Annotated in this window: 20 protein-coding genes; 6 read left to right on the top strand and 14 right to left on the bottom strand. The window is 65.3% G+C overall.

The features are described from left to right. The first annotated feature begins 124 nt into the window (after positions 1–124). Positions 125–931 (top strand): S-methyl-5'-thioadenosine phosphorylase, encoded by an 807-nt coding sequence (locus tag ACFWO8_RS22035; RefSeq protein WP_378954077.1) that lies wholly within the window; start codon positions 125–127, stop codon positions 929–931. Here ACFWO8_RS22035 and ACFWO8_RS22040 read toward each other — a convergent pair whose 3' ends face one another. After that, positions 932–1915, bottom strand: a complete 984-nt coding sequence (locus ACFWO8_RS22040) for a GAF domain-containing protein (protein ID WP_378954080.1) — start codon at positions 1913–1915, stop codon at positions 932–934. A gap of 103 nt (positions 1916–2018) precedes the next feature. Here ACFWO8_RS22040 and ACFWO8_RS22045 point away from each other — a divergent pair, with 103 nt between their 5' ends. After that, positions 2019–2579, top strand: coding sequence for an NADPH-dependent FMN reductase (locus tag ACFWO8_RS22045; RefSeq protein WP_378954085.1), 561 nt, complete (start codon positions 2019–2021; stop codon positions 2577–2579). A 33-nt stretch (positions 2580–2612) separates the two neighbouring features. Here ACFWO8_RS22045 and eccE read toward each other — a convergent pair whose 3' ends face one another. Next, the gene (gene eccE, locus ACFWO8_RS22050) at positions 2613–4256 is read right to left on the bottom strand and encodes a type VII secretion protein EccE (RefSeq protein WP_378954088.1); all 1644 of its coding nucleotides are present in this window, start codon (positions 4254–4256) and stop codon (positions 2613–2615) included. 114 nt (positions 4257–4370) lie between these two features. Here eccE and eccB point away from each other — a divergent pair, with 114 nt between their 5' ends. Further along, on the top strand, positions 4371–5852 hold the full coding sequence (eccB, locus tag ACFWO8_RS22055; protein WP_378954094.1) for a type VII secretion protein EccB: 1482 nt from the start codon (positions 4371–4373) through the stop codon (positions 5850–5852). Here eccB and ACFWO8_RS22060 read toward each other — a convergent pair. The 3 genes from ACFWO8_RS22060 to eccD form a co-directional block, all read right to left on the bottom strand. Further along, positions 5849–6610, bottom strand: a complete 762-nt coding sequence (locus tag ACFWO8_RS22060) for a potassium channel family protein (RefSeq protein WP_378954100.1) — start codon at positions 6608–6610, stop codon at positions 5849–5851. The genes eccB and ACFWO8_RS22060 overlap by 4 nt on opposite strands. Before the next feature lie 62 nt (positions 6611–6672). Next, on the bottom strand, positions 6673–8028 hold the full coding sequence (gene mycP / locus ACFWO8_RS22065) for a type VII secretion-associated serine protease mycosin (protein ID WP_378954103.1): 1356 nt from the start codon (positions 8026–8028) through the stop codon (positions 6673–6675). 59 nt (positions 8029–8087) lie between these two features. Next, positions 8088–9530, bottom strand: a complete 1443-nt coding sequence (gene eccD, locus ACFWO8_RS22070; protein WP_378954281.1) for a type VII secretion integral membrane protein EccD — start codon at positions 9528–9530, stop codon at positions 8088–8090. A gap of 210 nt (positions 9531–9740) precedes the next feature. Here eccD and eccCa point away from each other — a divergent pair, with 210 nt between their 5' ends. Further along, the gene (gene eccCa / locus ACFWO8_RS22075) at positions 9741–13781 is read left to right on the top strand and encodes a type VII secretion protein EccCa (RefSeq protein ID WP_378954110.1); all 4041 of its coding nucleotides are present in this window, start codon (positions 9741–9743) and stop codon (positions 13779–13781) included. Continuing rightward, entirely contained in the window at positions 13778–15211 is a 1434-nt protein-coding gene (locus tag ACFWO8_RS22080; protein WP_378954115.1) for a type VII secretion-associated protein, read from the top strand. Before eccCa ends, ACFWO8_RS22080 begins: the two co-directional genes overlap by 4 nt. A 15-nt stretch (positions 15212–15226) precedes the next feature. On the opposite strand, the gene ACFWO8_RS22085 is transcribed toward ACFWO8_RS22080, so the two are convergent. Then, positions 15227–15640, bottom strand: coding sequence for a type II toxin-antitoxin system VapC family toxin (locus ACFWO8_RS22085; protein WP_378919013.1), 414 nt, complete (start codon positions 15638–15640; stop codon positions 15227–15229). Continuing rightward, entirely contained in the window at positions 15637–15888 is a 252-nt protein-coding gene (locus ACFWO8_RS22090; protein WP_378954118.1) for a hypothetical protein, read from the bottom strand. The genes ACFWO8_RS22085 and ACFWO8_RS22090 overlap by 4 nt, the downstream gene beginning before the upstream one ends. Positions 15889–16727: 839 nt before the next feature. On the opposite strand from ACFWO8_RS22090, the gene ACFWO8_RS22095 reads away from it, so the two are divergent. Next, complete coding sequence (locus ACFWO8_RS22095; protein ID WP_378954123.1) at positions 16728–17579, top strand: hypothetical protein; 852 nt, start codon at positions 16728–16730, stop codon at positions 17577–17579. A gap of 125 nt (positions 17580–17704) precedes the next feature. Here ACFWO8_RS22095 and ACFWO8_RS22100 read toward each other — a convergent pair whose 3' ends face one another. From ACFWO8_RS22100 to ACFWO8_RS22130, 7 genes are all read right to left on the bottom strand, one after another. Then, positions 17705–18007: a WXG100 family type VII secretion target gene (locus ACFWO8_RS22100; RefSeq protein ID WP_378954125.1), complete on the bottom strand. Its 303-nt coding sequence runs from the start codon at positions 18005–18007 to the stop codon at positions 17705–17707. Between the two features lie 33 nt (positions 18008–18040). Continuing rightward, on the bottom strand, positions 18041–18364 hold the full coding sequence (locus ACFWO8_RS22105; protein ID WP_378954132.1) for a WXG100 family type VII secretion target: 324 nt from the start codon (positions 18362–18364) through the stop codon (positions 18041–18043). A gap of 342 nt (positions 18365–18706) precedes the next feature. Further along, the gene (locus ACFWO8_RS22110; protein ID WP_378954135.1) at positions 18707–19936 is read right to left on the bottom strand and encodes a hypothetical protein; all 1230 of its coding nucleotides are present in this window, start codon (positions 19934–19936) and stop codon (positions 18707–18709) included. A 26-nt stretch (positions 19937–19962) separates the two neighbouring features. Next, positions 19963–21234 (bottom strand): hypothetical protein, encoded by a 1272-nt coding sequence (locus tag ACFWO8_RS22115; protein ID WP_378954138.1) that lies wholly within the window; start codon positions 21232–21234, stop codon positions 19963–19965. 16 nt (positions 21235–21250) lie between these two features. Then, on the bottom strand, positions 21251–22789 hold the full coding sequence (locus tag ACFWO8_RS22120) for a serine/threonine protein kinase (protein WP_378954141.1): 1539 nt from the start codon (positions 22787–22789) through the stop codon (positions 21251–21253). 93 nt (positions 22790–22882) lie between these two features. Next, entirely contained in the window at positions 22883–24115 is a 1233-nt protein-coding gene (locus ACFWO8_RS22125) for a hypothetical protein (protein ID WP_378954145.1), read from the bottom strand. Further along, complete coding sequence (locus ACFWO8_RS22130; RefSeq protein ID WP_378954148.1) at positions 24112–25311, bottom strand: hypothetical protein; 1200 nt, start codon at positions 25309–25311, stop codon at positions 24112–24114. Before ACFWO8_RS22130 ends, ACFWO8_RS22125 begins: the two co-directional genes overlap by 4 nt. Between the last annotated feature and the right edge of the window lie 46 nt (positions 25312–25357).

The raw sequence follows: 25357 nt of genomic DNA on the forward strand, positions 1-25357 counted from the left end.
CTCGCCTGCCTGGTAGCTCGCGTGGCGAACTAATACCCCCCTAGGGTACAGTTCCGCGGTGGAATTGTCAGATGGCAGGTCCCCGGTGCTGCGCGCGGTCGGCCAGGACGGAAGAATCGGCGCTATGAGTTCGCTTCCCCGGCCCGCACTCGCCGTCATCGGCGGCAGCGGTTTCTATGACTTCTTCGACCACGACGCGGTGCACGTCGAGGTCGACACACCGTATGGCGCGCCGAGTGCGCCGGTCGCGATCGGGGAGGTCGAAGGCCGCGCCGTCGCCTTCCTGCCGCGGCACGGCAAGCAGCACGAGTTCGCCCCGCACACCCTGCCCTACCAGGCGAATATGTGGGCGCTGCGGGCACTCGGGGTACGCCGGGTGTTCGCGCCGTGCGCAGTCGGCAGCTTGCGCGCCGATTGGGGTCCGGGCACCGTGGCGGTGCCGGATCAGCTCGTCGACCGGACCTCGGGTCGTCCGCAGACCTACTTCGACGGTGGCGGCGTCCATGTCTCCTTCGCCGATCCCTACTGCGACGATCTGCGCGCCGCGGCGGTGAAGTCGGCGGGTGGGCTCCGAGTCGAGGATTCCGGCACGATGGTCGTGGTGCAGGGCCCGCGCTTCTCCACCCGCGCCGAGAGCCGCTGGTTCGCCGCGCAGGGCTGGGACCTGGTCAATATGACCGGACATCCCGAAGCCGTCCTCGCCCGTGAACTCGAAATGTGCTACGCCGCAGTCGCTCTCGTCACCGACTTGGACGCCGGTCTCGAAGAGGGTGCCGGCGTGCACGCGGTCGACGTGTTCGCCGAGTTCAAGAAGAACCTCGGACCGTTCAAGGAGCTCATGCGGCGCGCGATCAGCGCGGTCGACGGCACCGACACCTGCGAGCGCTGCCAGGTGCATGCCGGGGTATCGCTGCCCTTCGAACTGCCCTGATCATCCCGGCGGCGCGGTGACCTGCAACTGAGCGAGCATGAAGGCAGGGGCCGCGCCGGCGCTGGGCAGCGGTGACACCTCGACGTCGACGGTGAGCCAGCCGCCCGCCTCGGCCGCCAGCCGCAACCCGCTCAGCCCGGCGTGCGTGGCACCGGCCAGTACCTCGGCGCGCAGCGCGGCGATCCTGGGGCGATCGTCGGGGTGCGGGACGGTCCGCTCGTCGACCCCGCGCCACGTGAGCCCCGGCATCGGCTCGGTGACCCACCGCACCGCGCGGACCTGCGCGGTGTCGAGGATGACCAGATACAGGCCGGGCCGCGATTCGCGCAGCAACTCGAGCGTCGTGGCCTCGAACGACTTGTGTTGTGGGGCAATACTGTCGGTGACATCGACGGCGACCCCACGCCACGCGAACCGCTGCTGATCGCCGCTGCCGTTGCGCGCGGCCACCAACAGCGAGCGCGGGCCGATCCCCGAATGCACGGTGGCGACTCCCGACCATCGGCTCCGGGGTTCCGAACGGTACAGCGCGGCAACGAATTCCAGGGCGCGATCGAACCGCTCGACACGCTGGAACGGCTCGGCACCGCTGTAGTCGACTGGTGCGGAACCGAAATGGGGTCCGAGCCCGGCGGGATGGGTGCGCATGACGCGGGCGTGCGCGTCGACCTGGAACGGGGCGACGCGTAGTTCGTCCGCCGGCACCTCCGGCCCAACCCACACCTTCACCGCATGCGCGGGGGATCCGGGCCACAGCACCGGCACAGCGCGAAACCGCAACTCCGACCACGGATTACGCGACTTCGGCAGCACCTCATCCACCGGTGCGCCGGTATCGTGCGCGGCCGCGATCAACGGCTGCAGCCGCGCCGGAATCGCCCGCTGATACGACGCCCACTCGCGCGGCGTGGTGCCCGCGGTCAACATCGACCAAGTCTGCGGTGTCCCCAATGTCTCCACCAACTGCCAACGTCCGACAATCACGCGACCCCCTGCGCCCCATGAACGAAACCGACCGCCCCTATCGTGCACGAGTCGACGAGCGGCTCCGGGACCGGGGCATTGGCGTGTCGATAAGCTCGGCGGCATGAACGCACCGCTGCGGTTGGAGATCATCGTCGCCAGTACCCGACCCGAGCGATTCGCGCCCGTGGTGGCCGGTTGGCTGGTCACCGCGCTGGGCGAGCGGCCGGAATTCGAGGTGGGGGTGCTCGATCTGCGCGATCTGGCGCTGCCCGTCGACCTCACCGAGACGCCGGAGGTCGCGGCGTTCCGGGCCAGGTTGGCCGTGGCGGACGCGTTCGTCGCCGTCACCTCCGAGTACAACCACGGGTACCCGGCTTCGCTGAAGACCGCGCTCGACAGCGCCAAGCACGAGTGGCGGGCCAAGCCGATCGGGTTCGTGTCCTACGGCGGCCTGTCGGGTGGGTTGCGCGCGGTCGAGCAGTTGCGTCAGGTGGTCGCGGAACTGCACATGGTGTCGGTGCGCGAATCGGTGAGCTTCGCCCAGGCCAAACGCCGCTTCGACAAGACCGGCATGACCACCGACGACGCCGCGATCGACGCGTGCGACCGCATGCTGAACCAATTGGCCTGGTGGGGTACAACTTTGCGCGCCGCCCGCACCGTGGAGCCCTATCCGGGCTGATCCGCTGAGCAGGATCTCCGCCGGGTGGATTGATCAGGCCGAGGCCATCGTGCGCTGACCGCGCGGCTGGCCGATATAGGTCGACTCGCGGGGGATCGACACCAGCGTGAGGTTCACCCTGGTCGTTCCCGTGCGCAGAACGACGCGGTTGCCGATCGCGCCCGGCTGGAAGATCTCCAGGTCGGGGCGAGAAGCGGGCCAGCCGTTCGGATCACCGGTGAGGTAGATCGTGGTGACACCGGCGTGCGGGGCAGGTGCGAGCACACCGTCGACGACCGTCGCGGTGAAACCCGCGTCGGACTGGTGTGTTTCGACCGCGATGGTGAGCCGCTCCGGATTGCCGACGGTGGTCACCAACTGCTCCCAGGCCTGCGCCCGATCGGTGCGCACCAGTACCCGCTCGCCGACGGCAAGCGCGCGGAACACCAACTGCTGGGCCAGATACAGCTCACCGGCCACATACACGGTGGAGATACCGACACCGACGATCCTGGTGGCCACACCGTTGCCCTCGTCATCGGAGCCGAGCAGCTGCCCGCAGCCCGACGACGGAAGATGCAGCGCGCCGATGACATCGATCGGGTACTCGATGGTCGGGATCGTGTCGTCGACACCGGGAACCGCGATCGGCAGGTGCGCCAGCAGCGCGTCGCGATGCCGACCGCTCATCGACACCATGCCCTTGGCCTTGGTCTTCTCGGGAAGTTCGCGCGCGGTCAGTCGCCATGCGGCACCGACGCTGACGGATTCGGCATCGCTACCGGGACGCAGCCGCACGGCGACCGTGGTACCCCGGGACGGCGCCACCCACAGCTGCGCGAGCAGATCCGAACCCAACTGCTTGGGATCCACCGCACTGCCGATATTCACCGCGTTGCCGATCTCGGCGTACTTCCACCGTTGACTCAGCGTGCGCGGATCGAGACCTGCGGTGATCTGCTGTACGGCCTTGCGGATCTCCGGCGCGGTGAGGATGCGCGCGTTGCAATCGGCGTCTTCGAGCGTGCGCATGATCCGCTGGGTGGCGATGGTCACCGAGCGGGACGCGCCGTCGGTGCCACCACCGCGACGGGCCGTCGCATCCGGGCAGTTCACCGCGTCGAAACTGATCGCGAGCCACACCGTGCGGTGCGCGGTCGCGGGCAGCGGGCCCAGCAGCGATTCGTAGATCGCGCCCGCGGGCGTGCCGGACCGGCTGCGGTGACCGTGGCTGATGATGTCGATCCCGCTGAGCAGGATGTCGTGCTGGTTGAGGCACGCGGCCAGTTCGGGCAGCGGCAACAGGTGCGAGGCGTGCACGGCCGTGCGGGCGATTCTGGTCAGCCCGCCACGCGGCGGCAGCACCTCGACGACGGTGACCACGCGACTGCCGTCCCAGTACAGACCGAGCGAACGGCCGTCGGTGTCACGGAAGTCGACGGTGTCGCCGAGCGTGTATTCGCGCTTGCCGGAATAGCGGCGCATGGTCGAGATCCAGTCGAGGATCGTGCGCTTGCCGAACGGGATCAGCGGCACGGCTGCCACCGCGATGGCGATGCCGAGCGCCGGCAGTGGGTCGAGCCCGCAGATCAGCGCAACAACCCCCGCGATCAGGCCGAGGACCTGCGCAATGAGTAGGTGCGGCAGCGAAATCCGACCGAACAGCGGGCGCGGTCCCGCCCCGGTGAACTCAGCCATTCGTTCCTCCCCCAGGTACCCGATTGTCGATCGACCGATGGCCGAATGCGAACAACTGCTGCCGGGAACTGTACTGTGTTGCCCGGACGAGAGCACTGTTCGGGGGAGGAACCAATGCCTTCAAAACCCACAACGCGCTGGCAGGTCAGCGGATACCGCTTCCTGGTGCGGCGAATGGAGCACGCCCTGGTGCGCCGGGATGTGCGGATGTTGCACGACCCGATGCGCGCGCAGACCCGTGCCTACGTGGTCGGACTGGTGCTCGGCATCGTGGTCCTCGCCGGTTGCGGCGTACTCGCGCTGATCAAGCCGCAGGACAAGATCGGCGACAGCAAGATCCTGATCGCCAAGGAATCCGGCGGCGTCTACGTGGTCGTCGACAATGTCGTGCACCCCGCGCTGAACCTGGCCTCGGCCCGGTTGGCGGCCGGTGAGGCGTCCAAGGCGTCGATCGTCAAGGAATCCGAGCTCGGCAAGAAGCCGCGCGGTCAGCTGATCGGCATTCCCGGCGCTCCGTCGTCGATCCTCTACGACAAAAATGGCAAGGGCCGGGCGTGGACGGTGTGCGATCGGCTCAAGTCCGACGGCAGCGCCGATCTGACGACGTCGGTGCTGGCCGGTGACCCGAGTCTGGGTGATAAGGCGTCGAAGGTGGACGAAGGCAAGGCGTTGCTCGTGAAGGGCAAGGATTCGGTCTACCTGGTCTACGACGGCAAGCGCGCCCGCGTGAAGATGGACGATCCGGCCGTTACGCACGCCCTCGGCATCACCGGCCTGACTCCGCGTCCGATCGGCGAGGGTCTGCTCAACGCGATTCCCGAAGTGCTGCCGCTGATCACGCCGGTCATCGACAACCCCGGCGCCACACCGTCTTACAACGTGAGCGGCCACAAGATCGGTGACGTGGTCCAGATCTTCAACGAGTCCAACCAGAACTTTGTGGTGCTCCAGGACGGGCTGCAACCGATTTCGGCAGTGACCGCCCAGATCATCCGCAATTTCTATCCAACGGTCATGGCGGGCACCACTATTCAGTCCACCGACCGAACCTTCGCGCCGACGGTGCAGCATCCGCTGAAGGTGCAGGACTACCCGCGTGACCGGCCGACGCTGATCACCGCCAAGGACCAGCCCGTCAGCTGCATGTCGTGGAAGCCGATCGCGGGCGCCACCGACAACGCCGACGCCACCGCTCGCGCCGAACTGACCTTGCTCACCGGTATCGACCTGCCGATCCCGGACAGCGCGAAGATGGTCGATCTCGCGCAGGCCGACGGTGCGGGCCCCAACGCGGACACGGTCTTCATCCCGCCCGCTTCGGGCGCCTACGTGCAGTCCACCGGGATCGAACCGAACAGCCGCCGCAAGGACAGCCTGTTCTACATCGCCGACACCGGCGTCCGCTTCGGCATCAAGAACGCCGACGCGGTCAAGGCGCTCGGCCTCGAGGAAGTCACCGCCGAACCGGCGCCATGGCCGATCATCGGGCTGCTCGCGGGTGGGCCGACGATGGGCCGGGAAGAGGCGATGGTCGCGCACGACGGTGTCGCACCGGATCCCTCACCCGCCAAGAAGCCTGTCGCCGCGGTGAATTAGTCGGGCGGGGTCGTCGTGCTGCCGGAACGGAGCTCGGCGACCTCGGTCCGCAAGGCTTTGACCTCCTCGACCAGTTCGCGGAGCATGCTCTCCGCGCGGTCGGCGGCGTCGTCGACGGTCTTGAGTTGTTCGACAACCCAGCTGGTCATGGTGCCGATGGCGAACGAGATCAGGCCGATGCCCAAGGTCATCAGGACCAGCGAGACCAGGCGGCCCTCGGTGGTCACCGGGTAGACGTCGCCGTAGCCCACCGTTGTCACCGAGACCGCCGACCACCACAGTGCGTCACCGAAGGTCTCGATCTTGGAGTCGGGAGCGCCGTACTCGGCGTCGAAGAAGGCCAGACTCGACAGCAGCAGGATCAGCACGGAACTGGTGGCGACGAAGGTCACCAGGCGGGTGCGCGGGTGCGTCGCGCGGTTGAGGGCATCGAGCAACAGCAGGGAAGCCCGGAGCAGGCGCAGCGGCCGAAACGGCGGCACGAGCACGACCAGCAGGTCGAGCGGGTGCTTGCGGATGAAGCGCAGGCGCTCGCCCGACAGCCACAACCTCACCGCGAAATCGACGAAGAACACCGCCCAGATCGCGATATCCGCCAGGAGAAGACCGGTGTCGAGGCGGGGCGACACATCGGTGTCGAGCACCCGCCACGCGTACATGATGACGAACACCACCGCGAGCACCATCAACGGCAGATTGGTCGCGCGCTCCCACCGCTGTCGGCGCGTGAGTGGGCGTTCGGTCGTTGACGAATTCATGCGGCTACCTGGATCGACGGGGTCGGGCCCGCCGACCGTACCTTGCTCTGTGGTCGAGCAGGTCAGAGATCGTCGGCCGACATCCCGAACTTGCGCCGGATCGGGAACGACGCCAGCACACCGAGTACCAGGATGAGGCCGATGGCACCGGAACCGATCAGGGCCACATTGCGCGCGGTGTTGTCCGCGGGCGGCTCGGGTGCGGGCACCGCGAGCTGCTGGCTGCGGGCCGGGCTGGCCTGCTTCGGCGGAAGCTCTTTGGGCACTTCATTCGTCAGCGCGGCGACGGGATCGACGGCGCCGTAACCGATGTACGGATTCCAGCCCTCGGCCGGTGCGTGGGCAGTGGCCTGCAGCCGCTCGATGACCTGCTTCGCGGTCAGATCCGGGAACCTGTCGCGCACCAGCGCTGCGACACCGGCGACATACGGCGAAGCGAAACTCGTTCCGCTGTAAGCCATGTACTTGCCCTGGTTGTCGTACTTGCCGTCGGAGATGCCGGTGGTCCTGGCATCGAGGGACGTAATGCCTTCTCCCGGTGCGGCGATGCCGACCCACGGACCCGGCACGGTGAACGATGACGGTGCGCCGTTGGCGCCGATCGAGCCCACCGAGAGCACGTACTCGTCGTACCAGGCTGGGTTCACGTAGGTGCGGATCGTGCTCCACAGATCCTGTGCGGGCTTGAGTGGGTCGGGCCCGGGATTGCCTGACTTGCAGGCATTGTCGGAGTTACCCGCCGAGCTGACGATCACCACGTCCTTCTCCAGCGCCGCATATCGCACAGCCGCACCGAGTGCGCCGAACGCCGTCTCGTTGGCCGGGGAACTGCTGTTGCAGGCGACGAGAGAGATATTGATCACACTAGCGCCGAAGTCGGCGGCCCGCCTGATCGCGCTCGCGAGCGAGGAGACCTTGCCGTAGCCCTCGGGGAAGTCGTCGGGTCCCTTGTTCCGCCCGGCGCCCTCGGACTGGTAGAGCGAGCTGGTCTGGCGAATGCTGAGGATGCGGGCCTCCGGCGCGACACCGGAGAAGCCCTGGCCTTCGACCTTGGTCGCGCCGATGATTCCGGCGACAACAGTGCCGTGTACATCACAGTCTTCGGTGCCGTCGCCACCGGCGGCCACGTAGTCGCCGCCTGCCCACAGGTCGGGCAGCCGGGGATGCGGTTGCACACCGGTGTCGATCACCGCGACGAGTTGCCCTGCGCCACGGGAGAATTGCCACGCCCGTTCCAGGTCGAGCGAACGTTGGCTGGGCGGGATCACTGCCGTCGCCGTGCTCGCCTGGGTTCGGAAGCACAGTCCGTTGGTACCACTGCCGCGCTCGGTCTTGTCCGGCGGCGCGGCGGGATCTCCCGCGGGCAACATTCCGGGGTCGATAGCGGGCGGCCGATCAGCGAAAGCCGTTCCGCTCACACCGAATCCGGCGTTAAGCCCGACGACAAGAGCAACGGCCGTCAGTCGAAAGCCGAGCCTCACAGCCCGCGAACCAGCGAGTAGAGATCGGCGACCCAGAACACCAGCGGCAGCACCGCGGCGACGAACGCGTACTCGAGCAGCTCGACGGCCCGGCGCATCGGCGGTGTCGCGGACTGGTTCGGCACGATCAGGCCCATCACCAGCGCCGAGATCAGGATCACCAGCGCGGCACCGAAAACGACCAGGGGCTGGCGCATTTCGAGCGCGACGCCGATCAGCATGATCAGCACAATCGCCGAGCCACCCGCGATCAGCACAATGGCCTGCTCGGCGCCCGCGTAGGTGCGGCTGCGGAACATCAGCACCACCGCGCACACCAGGGCCAGCGAGATACCGGGCCAGTACGGATCCTCGGCACCGGCGTTGGTCGACAGCAGCGCGCCGGCGACGGTGACCAGGGTGGTCGCGCTGACCAGGCCGGCGAGGTAGTTGCGGGCCCGCTCCGACCGCGCGCGCAGTGCATCGAGGGTCGGCAGGGCGCGGTGGTCGTCGGGGTCGTCCTCGGTCGGATCGATCGGGGTGCCGGGGGAGGGGACCGGCGGCAACGGCAGTTTGGCCAGCAGCATCGAAACGCGTGGCGAGAGTGACAGCGCGGCCAAACCGAGCGCGGCGACGACCGCGCCGATCCCCTTGGCCGACTGATCGGTGAGCAGCCCCACCAGCGCGGCGGGCACGCCGAACACCGCGACGGTCGCCGCTCCGATGAACAGCGCGAGGCCGATGCCGGTGACCCGCCAAGCGAGCACCGCGATGGCGCCGAGCAGCGCGAATCCGAGCAGCAGATGCGCCGCGCCGTAATGATCGGGGACCAGCAGCATGCCGCCGGTGAACGCGGTCGGCAGCGCACAGCCCGCGAGCACCAGCGCGGCCGAGGCGTCGCGATACATGCGGCTCAGCACCGTGCCAGCCACCACGCAGAGGATCGAGACGAACAACGCCAGCGACCCGGAAACCCAGAACGGCAACGCATCCGGCGCGGCCAGCAGTCCGAAGCAACCGACCAGCATGGTGAGCGCGGCGAGCACCGAACCGGTAATGCGGGCCGTCTTCGGCGTCCAGCTGCGGTAGTGCTCGGCGTCGGCGACCGCGACGTTGTACATGATGTCGTCGAACAGTGGCGTCGGCGCCGCGTGCGAGGCGCTCTCCAGCATGAGCAGCTCGCCGTCGCGCACACCCTGTTCGCCGAGGCTCAGCGAGTTCGAGAACGGGGGGTGGCCGATGCGCGCGAGCACCCATTCGGCCGGCTCGTAGCGTTCGCCGTCGTTGTCGAACTCATTCGAGCGGCTGTGCTGCGCGACCATGTCGACCACGCTGGGAATGACAAGGGCAACCGGTACATCGACCGGAATAGCCATGTCTACCTGCGTGTGCTTGGCCAGAATGGTTACTCGGGCAAGGTCCGGCGCGCGTACGATGCCGCGTGCGGAGTCCTCTTCCACATGATCGAGTCGCGCGTGCGTCAAAACTCCCCCAGTTCCGTCTTAACCTCGTGTTTCCGCTCGACCGCTCAAACGGTCGACAGTTTGCGGAACCCACCGTTCGGACAGCAGAATGCCTGACGAACCATACGACATGTCAGCCGCGACCTCTACACTGAGCCCGTCGCGACGACAGATGAGCGAGTAGTCAAGCAGGGGGAGTCTTCGACCATGAGCACCGTCAGGTTCCAGCGCCGTGCCCGGCGCGAGATGCCGCGCACCCCAGGTGGCGAGGTCACCTTGCAGCCGCCGCCGGAGATCCCGCGGATCACCCCGGGCAGCCTTTTGATGAAGCTGATGCCCGTCGTGATGGTGGTCGGCATGGTCGGCATGATGGCGCTGATGTTCACCACCGGCGGCAAGAACATGATGTCGAACCCGATGTCGATGATGTTCCCGATGATGATGATCATGTCGATGGTCACCATGTTCGGACAGGGTGGTGGCAAGGGCGCCAAGGCCGCCGAGGCCAACGAGGACCGCAAGGACTACCTGCGCTACCTCGATCAGGTCCGTAAAGATGTCGACGAGACCGCCAAGCAGCAGCGCGCCGCCGTCGAGTGGAGCCACCCCGAGCCCGGCCTGATCTGGATGCTCGCCGGCACCAGCCGGATGTGGGAGCGCCGCTCCGGCGACAAAGACTTCTGCCACGCGCGCATCGGCCTCGGTGGTCAGCGTCTGGCGACCAGGCTGGTGGCTCCGGAAACCGGCCCTGTCGAAGAACTCGAGCCCATCGCCGCGGTGTCGCTGCGCCGTTTCGTGCGCGCGCATTCCACGGTTCCCGACCTGCCGACCGCTATCGCGGTGAAGGGCTTCGGCACCGTCGCCCTGGACGGCGACCGCGCCCAGGCGCGCGACATGACGCGCGCGATGTTGTTGCAGCTGTGCATGTTCCAGGCGCCCGACCAGGTGCTCGTCGCGGTGGTCTGTGGCCCGGACACCGCCCGCGAGTGGGAGTGGACCAAGTGGCTGCCCCACACCCAGCACCCCGAGGTGCAGGACGGCATCGGCACCCAGCGCATGTTCTACGGCTCCATCCGCGAGGCCATGAGCGGCCTGCATCCGCTGCTCGGCAACCGGGTGCGTTACTCGCGTAACCAGCCGAACAACCCGAACATGGTGCACGTGGTGATCGTCGTCGACGGCGGTCTGCTCGAGGCCGAGGACGACCAGCTGCGCGAGTCCGGGTACGAGGGTGTCACCATCATCGACCTGTGCAATTACGCACCGCGCCTTGCTGTTTCGCGCGGCATCAAGATGGTCGTCGAAGACGGCGAGTGCCTCGGTCGCGGCGCCACCGGCAACCAGGAACGCTTCGCCACCATCGACCGGGTCAGCGCCGAGCAGGCCCAGCAGCTCGCCCGCAGGCTCGCGCCCTACCGCGCGGCCACCCAGCGCAGCAGCGACGTCGAGACCGACGAGACCGAGACGATCTCCACCTGGTCGCAGCTGATGAGCCTGGGTGATATCGGTAACTTCAACCCGGCCAGCGCCTGGCGTCCCCGCTACGGCCGCGAGCGTCTGCGCGTGCCGTTCGGCATCGGCGCCGACGGTGCCCCGGTGGAACTCGACATCAAGGAAGCCGCCGAGAACGGCATGGGCCCGCACGGCCTGTGCATCGGCGCGACCGGTTCGGGTAAGTCGGAATTCCTGCGCACCCTGGTGCTCAGCCTGCTCGCCACCCACTCGCCCGACCAGCTCAACCTGGTCCTGGTCGACTTCAAGGGTGGCGCGACGTTCCTCGGCCTCGACGGCGTCCCCCACGTCGCCGCGGTCATCACCAACCTCGAGGACGAAGCCGACCTCGTCGACCGCATGAAGGACGCACTGGCGGGCGAGATGAACCGCCGCCAGGAAGTCCTGCGGCAGGCGGGCAACTTCGCCAACGTCTCCGAATACGAGAAGGCCCGTGCGGCAGGTGCCGACCTGGACCCGCTGCCCGCGCTGTTCGTCGTGCTCGACGAGTTCTCCGAACTGCTCACCCAGCACCCCGACTTCGCGGAACTGTTCGTGATGATCGGCCGCCTCGGCCGCTCGCTGCAGGTCCACCTCCTGCTCGCTTCGCAGCGTCTGGAGGAAGGCAAGCTCAAGGGCCTGGAGTCGCACCTGTCCTACCGGATCGGCCTGAAGACCTTCTCCGCCAACGAGTCCCGTCAGGTCCTCGGTGTCCCCGACGCCTACAACCTGCCGAGCACCCCCGGTGGCGGTTACCTGAAGTCCGACTCGGGCGAGATCCAGCGCTTCCAGGCCTCGTATGTGTCGGGTACGTATGTCGGTGGTGGTTCGGCCCGCGAGGTCACCAGTGCCGGCATCGTCGGCGGCGAGATCGATATCAACGCCCGCCCGTTCAACGCGACCCACGTCGGATTCCGTGCGGCCGACCGGGTTCCGGTGCCGGTGGAAGCCGAGTTCGTGCCGGAGCCGGTCGGCGATGAGAACGAACAGATGTCGAACCTGAACATGCTGGTCTCGCGCATCGCGGGCCACGGCCGTCCCGCCCACGAGATCTGGCTGCCGCCGCTCGAGGAGGCGCCGACCATGGATCAGCTCGTGCCGCGCTCGATCCTCACCGGCGAGTTCTCCGCGATCGCGACCCTGCGCGCCCCGATGGGCATCGTCGACCGCCCCTACGACCAGCGTCGCGACCCGTTCGTCGTCGACCTGTCGGGTTCGCGAGGCAACGTCGCGATCGTCGGTGGTCCGCAGTCGGGCAAGTCGACCGCTCTGCGTTCGATGATCATGGCGATGGCGCTCACCCACACCGCTGAGCAGGTGCAGTTCTACTGCCTCGACTTCGGTGGTGGCACGATGGCCAGCCTGCTCGGCCTGCCGCATGTCGGTTCGGTGGCCAGCCGCCTCGACGAGGATCAGGTCCGGCGCACCGTCGCCGAGATGACCACGATCGTCCGTACTCGTGAGGCGAAGTTCCGTCAGCTCGGCATCGAGTCGATGGTCGAGTTCCGTCGGCTGCGTTCGATGGACCCGGCCTCCAGCCCGGCCGCGGCCGGCGCGCACGAGGATCCGTTCGGCGATGTGTTCCTGGTGATCGACGGCTACGGCTCGATCCGCCAGGACTTCGACGCGCTCGAGCAGGTCATCATGAACCTTGCGGTGCAGGGTCTTTCGTATGGCGTGCACGTGGTGATCGCGCTCGCGCGCTGGGCGGAAGCCCGCCCCGCGCTCAAGGACCAGATCGGCACCCGCATCGAGCTCCGCCTCGGTGACCCGATGGATTCCGACCTCGGCCGTAAGTTCGCGTCGCTGGTTCCGCAGGGTCGGCCGGGTCGCGGTATGACCGCCGAGTGCCTGCACATGCTCACCGCGTTGCCGCGGATCGACGGTTCCGCCGATCCGTCGAACCTCGGTCAGGCGGTGGCGAGCGCCGTGGAGACGATCGCCCGGATGACACCGGGACGTCCCGCACCGCAGGTCCGCATGCTGCCCGACAACCTGCCCCGCGAACAGCTGCTGTACCTGGCCGGGAACTGGCCATCACGCGTCGATCCTTCGACCAAGTGCATGCGCATCCCGATCGGTATCAACGAGGCCGAGCTCGCCCCGGTCTACATCGATTTCGCGGAGAGCCCGCACTTCATCATCATCGGTGACTCCGAGTCCGGTAAGACCACGCTGCTGCGCTCGATCATCGAGGGCATCGCGGCGTCGAACACCCCGAACGAGGCGCGCTTCATCGTCGGTGACTACCGCCGCTCGATGCTGGGCATCATCCCCGAGGGCTACCAGGCCGGATACGGTTCCACCGCACCACAATTCACGCAGAACATGGCCGATCTCGCGGCATATGTGGCCAAGCGGACCCCCGGTCCCGAGGTGACGCCACAGCAGCTGCGTGAGCGTTCGTGGTGGACCGGCCCCGAGCTGTATGTGCTCGTCGACGACTACGACCTGGTCGCCACCTCGTCGGGCAACCCGGTCGCCGCGCTCGTCGAGCACCTGCCGCATGCCCGCGATCTCGGCTTCCACCTGATCATCGCCCGCCGCTCCGGTGGCGCCAGCCGCGCCATGTACGAGGCGACACTGGCGCGGATGAAGGACCTCGGTTCGGCCGCACTGGTGATGAGCTGCAACAAGGACGAAGGCGTCATGGTCGGCACCACGCGCCCCGGCCCCAAGCCTGCCGGTCGTGGCACGTTCGTCACGCGTAATACCGAAGGCCTGGTCCAGACCGCCTGGATGCCGCAACCGGAATGACCGTCGTCGAGCTCGTTGTCAGCGAAGCCAAAGTGTGGGCGCGTGGCGCCACCACCCACTGGGATGTCGCGCCGTCGGTTGTGTTGGGCAGCAACGGTTCCGATCTCGTCGTCGGTGAGCCGCTGACCCCGCCCACCCAGGCGGTGTCAGCGGTGCAGTACCTGGCCGGTGGTGTGATCGCGTTGCCGCCTCGGATGCCGACGGTGGGCCAGGCGCTGACCGCGGTGCTCGGGGCGATCATGGACACCCTGCGGGTGACGCCGCTGTGTGAGCGGATAGTCGTCGTGCACCCCACCTCGTGGGGCCAGCCGGAGCTGGACCTGTTCGGTACTGCCGCAGGGCAATTCACCCACGAGGTCGTGTTCGAGACCTGCGCCCTGCGCGCTTCGGCGGTCGACGTCACCGCCAGCCGCAGTCGCCGCACCGCGATCATCGAGTTCGGCATGCTGTCGACCTCGGCGTCGTCGGTCATCTACGACACGAACGGCACCCATGTCGAGGCGGTCGAGGTCGAACCCAACCTCGCGGCCGCCGAACTCGCCGACGAGGACGGCTTCGGCCACCTCACGGCACTTCTCGGCCGCCTGCTCGCCGATCGCCCCGCCGACGTCGTGCAGGTGTTCGGCACCACCGATCCCGCGGTACTGGCCTCGGTGACCGCTGCCATCGAAAGCGTATGCGGCGCAGGGGTACCCGTGAGCCCGCTGACGGGCACCGACCTCGCCCGGCCCACCCAGAAGACCCCGGCCTACACGCCGACCATCCCGCCCGCGGCCGAGTGGATGCAACCCCTGCGCGAGCGCGCCGCGGCCACCAACCCGGTCGATCGTCGTCCCCTCTACCTCGGCGCCGCGGCCTTGGTCGCTGTCGTCGCCGCGGCCGCCATCGGCGGCTTCTTCCTGTTCGGCTCCGGTGACCAGGAGGCGACCGCCGCCGTCGTGCCTACCACCACCACGCCGACGAACATCAGTTCCGCGCCACTGCCCACGTCGTCGAAGGCGAAGCCGAAACCTTCCACCGAAACCGTCGGCCGAGTCGTCGTAGAAGTCCCTGTGGGCTGGCATCGCACCACCGCCACCGATGCCCGCGCCGACCTCGTCCCCGACAACGCCGCCCGCCACCGCATCACCATCACGCAGAAACCGGTCACCCCCGGTGCCGGCTACGACGAGGTCGCCGCCGACCTCACCGCCCAGATCGCCAAGAAACCCGCAGGCACAGTCACCCCCGTCCGCCAAGACGTAGTCTTCGCCGGCCGCCCCGGCCTCTCCTACGAAGAACGCCCCGCCGACGGATCCACCGTCCGCTGGCAGGTGCTTGTCGAACGCGGAGTCCAGGTCAGCATCGGGTGTCAGTACGCCGAAAACGGCTGGGATGGTGTGATGTCCGCCTGCGAGCAGGTAGTCGGAGCGGTCCACGTCGGGCCGTAAGGTTGGCGACCAGCGTCAGTCTGGTAGAAGTCGCACCGGATCACGATGCCGAGTGCGTACGGCATGAAAATGTCTGCGGTCCAGGGTGGCAATCTCGGTCACCCCAAGTCGTTCAGCGACTGCGATGACCGACGCGTCAACTGCGCCCAAAGGGAAGTCCGCGTACTGCCGGACGAGCTCTGCCATCCGAGCCAGGTCTACATCGGTGAGGCCGACCAGCTCAATTTCCCCGGCTGCGACCGACTCCAAGAAACGTGCCTCAGCGCTGGGGCCTACTCGTGTCTCGAGGAAGTAGCAGACCTCGCCGAGCACAGGCCCAGGGATGAGCACAGGCCCGGGATGATGCTCGAGAAACGCCAAACAACGGTCGTGCGCAGCGTCGTTGGCGTTGAGTACCGCTACCAGGGGGCCCGTATCACAGACAATCACTTTGTCTGCTCGCCGCGCTCTTCCCGAAGGTAGTCCTCTGACCTCTCAGCGAGATCGGGCTCGGCGTGCATGAGACCGGCGAACGACAGGCGGCGTCGACGACCGCCAGCAGGCTCGGCGGCTGCATTCGGTTGAGGTCCGTCTGCAACCACTAACTGCAATGCGACAGCGCGGAGCGCACGAGCCTGGCTCGGCGTGAGCCGATCTACCAACCCGTGCAGGTCTTCGTAGTCGTGCGCTGCAGTCATGCCTCGATTCTAGCCGTCACACGCGAACTTGCAGGCCAGAGCCATGTATCGACCTCCAGAACCCGCACCCAAACCTGGGGCCAGCACATTGCTGAGGTCGAGGCTCGGAACGCCGCGCTCGAAGACACACTGGAGGATGCTCCGCAGACCCTCCGGGCGGGCCGGGCCGGAAACTGTTGTGAATAATTCGGTAACCGGCTGCGGTGACACTTTGGGAGTCCTCACCGCCCAAATCGCCAAAACCCGAAGGCTCAGGTCGAGGGTTTCATACTCCAGAACCGGGTTGAGCGATGGTCTCTTCGAGAGTTGACGCGGTGAGGATCTGGCACATGCTGATACTCGTCGATCAGAGACGACATCCGTAATGCGCCTCGGAGCCAGACCAGTCAATATTCCTTCCATGCTGGGGTTATGTCACGTAGATTCCGCGATTTCGGACTCTGGATTCCGCAATTTCGGTCAATATTTTCCGCAACTCCGGGCCGCTGGTTTGTCATGCGAACCCTCCTGCGTAGGGACGGGCCCGCCGGGGCGGACCTATGGCTGGTGGACAGCGGGGGAGACACTGGCCGTCGGCTGGACGAACGTGGTCCTCGCCCCGTCGGGCTCGCCCTCGGTTGGGACTCCGACCGCGCTGATATGTAAAGTTTTCGGCGATTTCTTTGCATGTTGCGCGGACATGTCAAATTTCTTGCAATGATTTTCCCAGGGCCTTCCGTGCCCACAGGTTCATTGATCGCTGGGAGACCGCTCGATTCGGGTTCGGAGGCGTGCGCAAGTACGCTCGCTGCGGGTCGCGTGTTCGTCGGGTGCGGCCTGTGAAATTGGGAGGGGAAACCATGACTTATCCACCGCGGCAGCAAGGTCCGGGTTGGGCGTCGGGGCAGGGTGCGCCGCAGCAGTACGCCGGACAGCAGCCGTATCCGCCGATGCAGCCGCAGCAGGGCATGCAGCCGCAGTACGGTGCGCAGCAGGGTGGTCAGCTCCACCCGCAACAAGGTTGGGGTCAGCAGCCGCAGCAGGGGTGGTCGCCCCAGCCGCCGCAGCAGAACCCGTGGTGGAAATCGCCGCTCGTGTTGGTCGGTGGCGCTGTTGTGGTGGTCGGCGCACTGGTAGTTGGGGTTGTCGCTGTCTCGAGCGGAGGCGACGACGAAGCGGGAACAGTCGCAGCGCCCCCATCCGCAGTCCAGGAAGCACCCTCGGCCCCCACCTCAGCAAAGAGCACCTCCAAGCCTGCGCCAACGACGAGCAAGGCAGCCCCGCAACCTGTTTCGGCCGACGCCAAGACCGTCCTCGAAGCATTGCCCGCACCCCTGCGTGAAGTCGTCGCCGTCAACAACATCACCGAGAAGGCCCCGATCGGCAACGACCCGTACGCAGTGCGAGTGGTGTTCACGGTGCCGGCCAAGAACAGCCTGACAGTAGGGCTCCTGAGGACCGCCGTCGACATCGACCGCTACCCGATCGCCTGGATCGACACCAACCCGGACAAACTGCTCCGTCAGTGGAGCAGTCAGCACCCGGAGTGGCTGATCGACAAGGGCGAGAAGAAGTTCCGCATCGAGGACACGATCCCCGGTGGTGGAGCCACGGTGGAGACCTTCAACACGACGACGAAGCTGTACACGTTGTTGTCGGGATTCAAGGACAAGGAATCCGCCTTGAAGTACGTCGAGCGCGCAGGATTCTAAGAACGCAGAATCACGCGACGGTGAGCAACACTGTCTGTCTGAAGAGGGCCAACTCGAAGTCGCGGCTGCTGTTGAAACAAGTCAGGCCCCGGCTGAGCCGGGGCCTGACTTGCATGGTGCTTGGCTCAGAACAGACCCGCGAGGGCGGTGTCGGTGCCCTTGAGGTCCGAGTTGCCGCTCTGGACGAGCGTGCCCGCGCCTTCAAGGGTGGTGTTGAGCTGCTGCACGTGGGTGTTCCACTGCGCCTGCAGCTGGGTGAACGCATCGTTCGCGTCACCAGCCCAGTTGTTCGTGACGAAGTCGGTGACCTGCTTGTGGAAGTCTTCCAGCTGGGTCATGATGCCGCGGGCATCGGAGACGATGCGCTGAGCACCGGCCTCGACCTCGCCGAAGTTAGCGGAAATCCGCGTGACGTCGTTGCCTGCCATCGATAGCTCCTTACTAAGTGTGGTGGGATCGGATCAGAGTGCGGGCAGGTCGAGCGAGCTGACCTGAGCCTTCACCTGCGAGGCGAAGTCCTGGTCCTGCTCGTCGTACGTCTTGCCAGCATTTCGCAGGCTCTCACAGGTCTCGAGGAGCTTGTCGTTGAGCTTGTCGGCCTGGAAGTAGTAACGCTCCATGAAGGAGTCGAACGCCGCGCGGGCGCCACCACTCCACGTTGCGGTGGTCTGGTCCTCCAGCGCCTTCAGCGCCGTGATCGCGGTAAGCAGATCCTGGTGCTTCGACTCGGAGGTCTTCACGAAATTGTCAATTTCGGTTGCACTGGCACTGAGCTGACCCGCCATGGTGTGTTCCTTCCGGTTGCTGGGAGTCGAGAGCAACTGCTCCGGTCGACCCGTTCATATGATTGGACGCGAGCCAGGGCGAATCGGTTCCCACATCTTCCGAGATTTTTTCGGCCCCCGGGATGACGTTGATGTCCGCCCTGCTGTACCTGCGGATACAGGCCCCGCCGTCGCTCGGCGACACGAGGCCTACATGTCCGCGAATCTGTCCCCCTCCTTCCCCTGCCACAGCCCGAGTCACAAGGCCAGCGGCACTTCGCGTATCACCATACCGATCGCGACGCCGTCTGCACACCCCGCTCCCGCCGTCATTGTTGGACAGGAGCAGGTATGCAACGTCAGCTACTGGGCATTGGCGAAGACGGCGTACTGCGCAGCCGAGCGCTGGTGCGCGTCGTTGATCTGGTGGCTGCTGACAACCCCGACGTACTGCCGGTAACGCACCGAGCAGGAGAACCGCTTGATGTCACTGGAGGTGACCTTGTTCTCGATGCAGGTGGTAGCGGGCACCGCCGAAGGCGAGTTCGCTGGACCGAAGCGTGGGCCCTCGAACATCCCAGCCTGGAACTTCTCCGCAGCTGAGGCGTCGCGTGCCTTGAAAACGGTTGCGTCCCAACCGATCCCGATGTGCTCTACGCCGGTCTCTTGGTAGAGGGCCTGATGTTCCTGTTCCGCACGTTGGACCTGGAGGAAGCCTTGGAGGCCATAGGATGCTGACCGAGTGTCTTCCGGCCCGCCCAACTGTTCGCGGTTCAATGCGCGTTCCAGCACGTGGGCTGGATCGTTTTCGAGCATCAGTATTTCCATCGGCGTGAGCGGCGGCAATTTGTCGAGCCGCGGCAACTGGGCATCCAGGACTCGACTGGCGAGATCCTTCATTTGTGACAGATCGGGAGACGGCAGGCCAACCTGCAGACTGACTACGTAGCTGCCTCGCGCGATAATCGCGGCCATGCTGGGGACCCCGGGCCGCCAGTGTGCATGTGCTGTTGGGTACTTGTCGATAGTCAGCTTCTGGTTCTGGTCAGGGGCTACCTGGAAGTCGAGGAGCTCGACCGATTCGGCCGCACGCCGTGCAGCGTCCTCGTCGGGAAACTGCATGACACGCATCCCAAAATATGTCGGGTTGAGCGAGCGCTGATAATCTGCGAGGACATCATCGCCGGGCGACAGTGTGAACAGATCGAAGTGCTCCTTATCGGTGCTACCGGTGCTGAATCCGTATAGCAACCGGTGCTGCTTGAGCGTAGGTTTCACCGTGTCGCTGAACTCGCTCAATAAGCTTTCGGATGTAAATGAACCCCAAGATCCGTATTTCAAACTCGGATCAACTTCCGTGCCGAGCACGAGATGGTCGGCGAGTCGCATAGCTGCGAGTTCCTGGCCGTTCTTGTAGCCGTGCCTGTACTCGTAGTAGGCGCTAACCGGGAGTGTCTGGTATTTGCCAACATCCAGGGTTCGGACATCGATTTCGCCAGCAACCGCTGTTCCGCCGACGTGAGATCCGCAGCCTGACGCAAAAAGTGACGAAATAATAGCCACGGCTGCCGCTTTAGCAATGTGTTTATGCATAGCCTGTCCTAGCTTCCGCCTGGCTTCTATTTGGAGTTCGCCAATAGTGAGTACTGGGCCGAAATGCGCTGATGTGCATCGGTAAGTTGATTTGCGGAAATCTCGGCTGCATATCGACCGAAACTAATTGTGCAGTAGTATCGGGGATTGGTGCCGCGGAATTTCTCACGATTTTCGTGACACTTGGCCGACGGCAGCCCGGGGGGGCTCGGTGCAACAATGAACATCCGGCCGCGTTCACCCCGTCGCTTCTCGAAAAGTTGCGCGGAATCTGCATTCTTGGTTCGGTATAGCTCCCCGCCATTGAAAGCGGCCACGTCAACGCCTGTTTCGTCGAACAATTTCTGGTCTTCGGTGATGTTGAGCGATACCTGCAATGCGCCGTACTTCTGATATGCAGTAGGTATCGTGGCGCTATTGGTCACGGAGTCGTTAGTGGCAGGGACTGTTATCGCGAGCATTCCGTCGACATCACGGTCCAGTGTCCCCCATTTGTCGCGTGGAGTCGGCGTGAACTTCGACAAACGCGGTTGAATAGCCGCGATGACCTTCTCGGCTCTGGCTTGCATCCCGGGCAGGTCGTCGGATCCGATCTGATCACTGAGGGTGTCTCTGATGATAGTCAGTACCAAGAATTTATCTACTGAATGCCATACGTAGATTGCATCAGCTCGCGGCGTCCATACGGCATGAGATTCCGGAAATCGTGCGAGTCGAGTGCCTTCATAGTTCACCCCGAGAATTTCCTGGTGCTTGGCGCCCAAGGCGCCCACGGCCTTCTTTGCTGCCTCGGCGTCCGTGAACAGAAGCGTGTAGTTATTCAACGACCACGAGAGATTTGTGTTGAAATTCGTTCTTCCCTCGGTGTAATAGCCGGAAATGAATCCAGGTGCGAAAGTGTTGAAATCTTCGCGGCTCATGAGTAGATCACGCGACAATGGATACTGCGATACATCTGTGAAGGTGCGACTCTGATTGAATCTGTTCGTAAAATTCAGCGCTGGATCGATGTCTATTGGTAGGGGCATAACCTCGGCGATGCGTCGCGCTTCGACCAAGGCTGCCTCGTCGTCGGTTTTGGCCATTCCCAAAGGAACTGGTTTGCTCGGGTAGTTTCCCACGTCGAGCCGACTCAGGTCGACCTGCACCTCTGGGGCGGCCACCGGGATCGCTTCGCTGCCCCCGCAACCTGTCGCCAGCAGGCATACGACAGAAACTGTAGCACCTACTGCAGCTCTATATGCTCGCTTTCTCGGCGCGGTTGATGATTTCAGTTCAGAACGCAAAGCATCCCCCATTGTGGTTATTGAAATTCTATCTGATCTTTGTTTTAAGCACGGGAACCAGCTTGCTGATCATCAGTTCCTCGGATTCGGGCGACCAATTCTGCATGGCAGATACCGTACTAGGATCGTCGATAGGGATGACAATTGCGCGCGAACTGGTTATTCCGTACGGGAGACCGAGGAGCCCGCCACCGCCGGCTTTCTCGTCGCTACGCAGCACGATGACGTAGCTATCGTCCGGTGCTTCGAGTGCGCTCGAGCTGTCCGATACCTCTTTGGGTGACGGAACCCCTTCGGTATTCGTGTACTTGAAGTTGTAAACGAAACCGAGTTTCTCCAGGAACTGCGTCTGCGGGCTGCCGGTCAAATAGATTCCGAATTTGTGGGGTTGCTGCGTGACGTTGAGGAGCGTGACAGTCTTGCCCAGAAATTGGGGATTGTCCTTGCGTTCCTGCTCGATCGGCGGCAGCGCCGAAGCCGATGTACTGGTCGTGGTGCCGGTCGTTGGATCGGATCCGCCGGCGGCCCAAATGCCAACGCCGGTGCCGATTCCGACGACGAGTACGAGCGCTGCGCCGATCACTGCCGCGCGCTTGGTCGTGCTGCGGGCGTTCGGTGTGGAAGCTGTCAGACCAGGCAACGACGCTGCCGCCCGCGGATCGGTGTGCTCGCGGGGCGGCATCACCTGGATCGGATACGTCGGCGACGTGTGATGTCCGGTCGGGTTGAAACCGGGGGTGAGCGCGTTCGCGGCCGCGTCGGTGAATTCGCGGCAGGTGGCGAAACGCTCGGCCGGGTTTTTGGCCATCGCGCGGGCGAAGATGTGGTCGATGGCGTGGGGGAGGCCGGGGCGGATTCGGGTGGCCTGGGGTGGGGGCTCGTGGAGGTGGCCCATCATGACCATGGCGGGTTGTGCTGCGGGGTAAGGGTTTTGGCCGGTCAGGAGTTTGTAGAAGGCGCAGGCGAGGCTGTAGATGTCGGCGCGGTGGTCGAGGGCGGCGCCGCTGAGCTGTTCCGGTGGGGCGTAGGCGATGGTGGCCAGGAAGCTGCCGGTTTGGGTGAGTTCGGTGGCGTCGTCGGTGGACTTCGCGACACCGAAGTCGGTGAGGAAGACGCGCTCTTCGTCTTCGTCGCTGTTCGACAGCAGGAAGTTGGCGGGCTTCACGTCGCGGTGCAGCAGGCCGCGGCGGTGCGCGTAGTCCAGACCCTTGCCGACCTCGGTGGTGATGCGCATGGCGCGCAGCGGGGTCATGGCGTGCGGGTCGCGGGCGAGTTCGGCGGCGGCGTCGGTGCCGTCGACGTACTGCATGGCGATCCACAGCTGGCCGTGTTCCTCACCGCGGTTGTAGACCGAGACGATGTTGTTGTGGTCCAGGCCCGCGGCGAGGTTGGCCTCGCGTTCGAAGCGGGCACGGAACTCGGGGTCGCGGCTGAGTTCGGCGCTGAGCACCTTCAGCGCGTCCATCCGTGGCAGGCTGGGGTGCTTGGCCAGGTAAACCGTGCCCATGCCGCCGGCGCCGAGCACCCGCTGCACGCGGTACCCGCCGACGATGGTGCCGTGGCTCATCACCATCTTTTACGATCTCCTGACTCAATGCCGCACACTGCCGCTTTCCCGGCTGGAGCATATAGGACTCCGTCAGGGTCGGCCGGTGTGGGATTATCGGCTGTTGGCGAATAGCGCATATTGCGCGGCCGCACGTTGATGGGCATCCAAAAGCTGGTTGCCGCTTACTATTCCGACGTATTCGTTGTAGGCGAGGATGCAGCTGAAGCGTTTGTAGGCGCTTGGGCGTTTGTTCTCCACGCAGGCGGAATCGGGGAGGTTGGGTGGGCTGGCGGCTTCGCCTTCCGCCTTCCACGGGAACATCTTCTCGGTGACCGCGCGGCGGGCGGTCTGCTCGTCGGGGGTACGGATGGCGATCGAGCGCCAGACGAGGGCTACCTGTTGGGCGCTCATCTTGGTGAGCTGTTCGTCGACGTAGTGGCGATCGGTCGGGAGTTGGTCGCCGGAATAGTGCAGGATGCCGTGTTTGCCGGTGACCACGTAGTAGCCCGAGCCGTCGGGGCCGGCCAGTTGGTCCGGGTTGAGGGTGCGCATCAGCAGGTGGTCGGGGTCCCAGGGCAGGGCCATGACCTGTTCGTCGGTCAACGGAGTGGTTTTGGCGAGTGCCTCGATCTGCTCGGTGTAGGCGTTCGAGGCGAGGGCGGCGAGCTCCTGTTGGTCGGGGGTGGGCACCGACAGCAGAAAGGCGATCACATAGGGGCCGTGGGGGAGGACTGTGCGCAGGAACGGTGAGTCAGGACGCCAATGTGACAGTGCCGCGGGGTGTGCGGGGAGCGCGACTGGTTGGTTGCGGCCTTCCTGCCTGCCGAAGTCGGCGTCATAGAACTCTTTCGCCGCGGCGGCCGCGCGGTCCACGTCCGGGAACTGCATGACCATGGTGGTGGCGGTAAGCCTGTTATCTGCCTTCTTCGTCGGCCAGTCGCCAGAAGTTGTGACGAGTGAATCCTTCGCGGCACCGCTGGATTCGAAGCCGTACAGCATTTTGTGCTTCTTCGCGATGTCCGACATCGTTGGCTCGTCGCCGAGGGCTGACGGCATCAGGCCGGCGGAGAGGGTGGTCGCGCGTTTGCCGTAGATCATCTGGGCGTCGATCTCGCCGGAGTTGATCACGTAGTCGGCGATCCGCATCGCCGCGACCTCGTACATCTCGTAGAAAGGGGGAACGGGATCGTCGTCGTGGGCATTGAGTGGCTCGGTGGGGTACGAGCCGACGTCGAGGGTGCGGACATCCAACTCGCCGGGCAGCGCCTGCCCTGCCAGCGTTGAGCCGCACGCAGTCAGGACGGTGGTCAGGGTGGCGGCGAGCAAGGCGTATCTGATTCTCATCGGGCGTTCACCAACAATGCGTACTGGGCGGAGATTCGCTGCTGAGCGTCGAGGAGTTGATTCGACCAGACGTAGGCGGCGTAGCGGTCGTAGGACACCGTGCAATAGAAGCGGATCGCGATCCGTTGCTGCCTGCCGATGTATTCCTTGCACTGGGCGCTGGGCAGGTTCTTCGGTGGCGCGGAGGCGGTGAATTTGCGGGTGACGCCGCCGAGCTCGTCACGGACACCCTGGGCGCTTGCGATGTCGCGGGCGCGGTACACCTCGGCGCCGTCGTTGGCGTAGAGGTCGATGCCGTAGTCGTCGATCATTTTCGCGGCGCTCACCGGGTTGGAGACGAAATGGCGGGCGGTGCGGCCCGCGTAGACACCCGGCGGGTTGATCCAGGAATCCTCACGGGGGCGGGGTGCGGTGCGGCCGAGCATGCCGTCGCGATCGCGCTGCAAGGTCATCAGGTCGCCGGTGGTGGGAGTGAACTTCGCGACCGAGGGGACGATCGTGTCGAGGCTCTTGCGGGTGAGATCGAGCATGGCCTGTTTGTCGACCTTCTCCAGCCAGATCTTCAGGTAGTCGTAGAACCAGGTGTAGATCACCAAATGGCCGGTGGCGAACCAGGATCCGATCGACTGCTGGTCGGGCTGCCAATGCGCGATCGCCGCGGGATAACCGGGTATCTCGATGCGCTGATTGTTCGGGGCGTAGCCGAAGTCGAGCTTCTCCAGCTCGATGGCGGCGTTGGTGGCTTTCTGCGCGTCGGGGAAGATCATGACCGCGTTCACCATGTCGAGTCCCATATTGTTGGGCTCGGTCTCCGCTGAGCTCACGAATCCGCCGATGAAATCGGGGGCGATCTCGGCGAAGCGGTCGACGGCCATGATCTTGCCGAGCGAGGCTTCGGCATCGAGGAAGACCGACGCGATCGACGGATTGGTGTGCACGAACCGGGGGTCGATATCGGCGGGCGTCGGCACGAAGTCGCCGAGGCGTTCGGCCTCGATGAAGCGGCCCTGGTCGATGTTCGCGACCGTGCCGATCTGGCGGGGCTGGGTCGGATAGTTGCCGACGTCGAGGGTGGCGAGGTCCACGGGAGCGTCGGTGGCGACGATCTCGTCGGGACCACCGCAGGCGGTGACGACAGTGGTCAACAGTGCGGTCGCCAGGACTCCGACGACTTTCGTGGCTCGCAACGCGATCATTCCTCCCCGAAACGATTGTCGGCGGAATCCTACTTCACCGCTTTCG

This window comes from Nocardia sp. NPDC058480 (assembly GCF_042720495.1).
Classification (GTDB): Bacteria; Actinomycetota; Actinomycetes; order Mycobacteriales; family Mycobacteriaceae; genus Nocardia.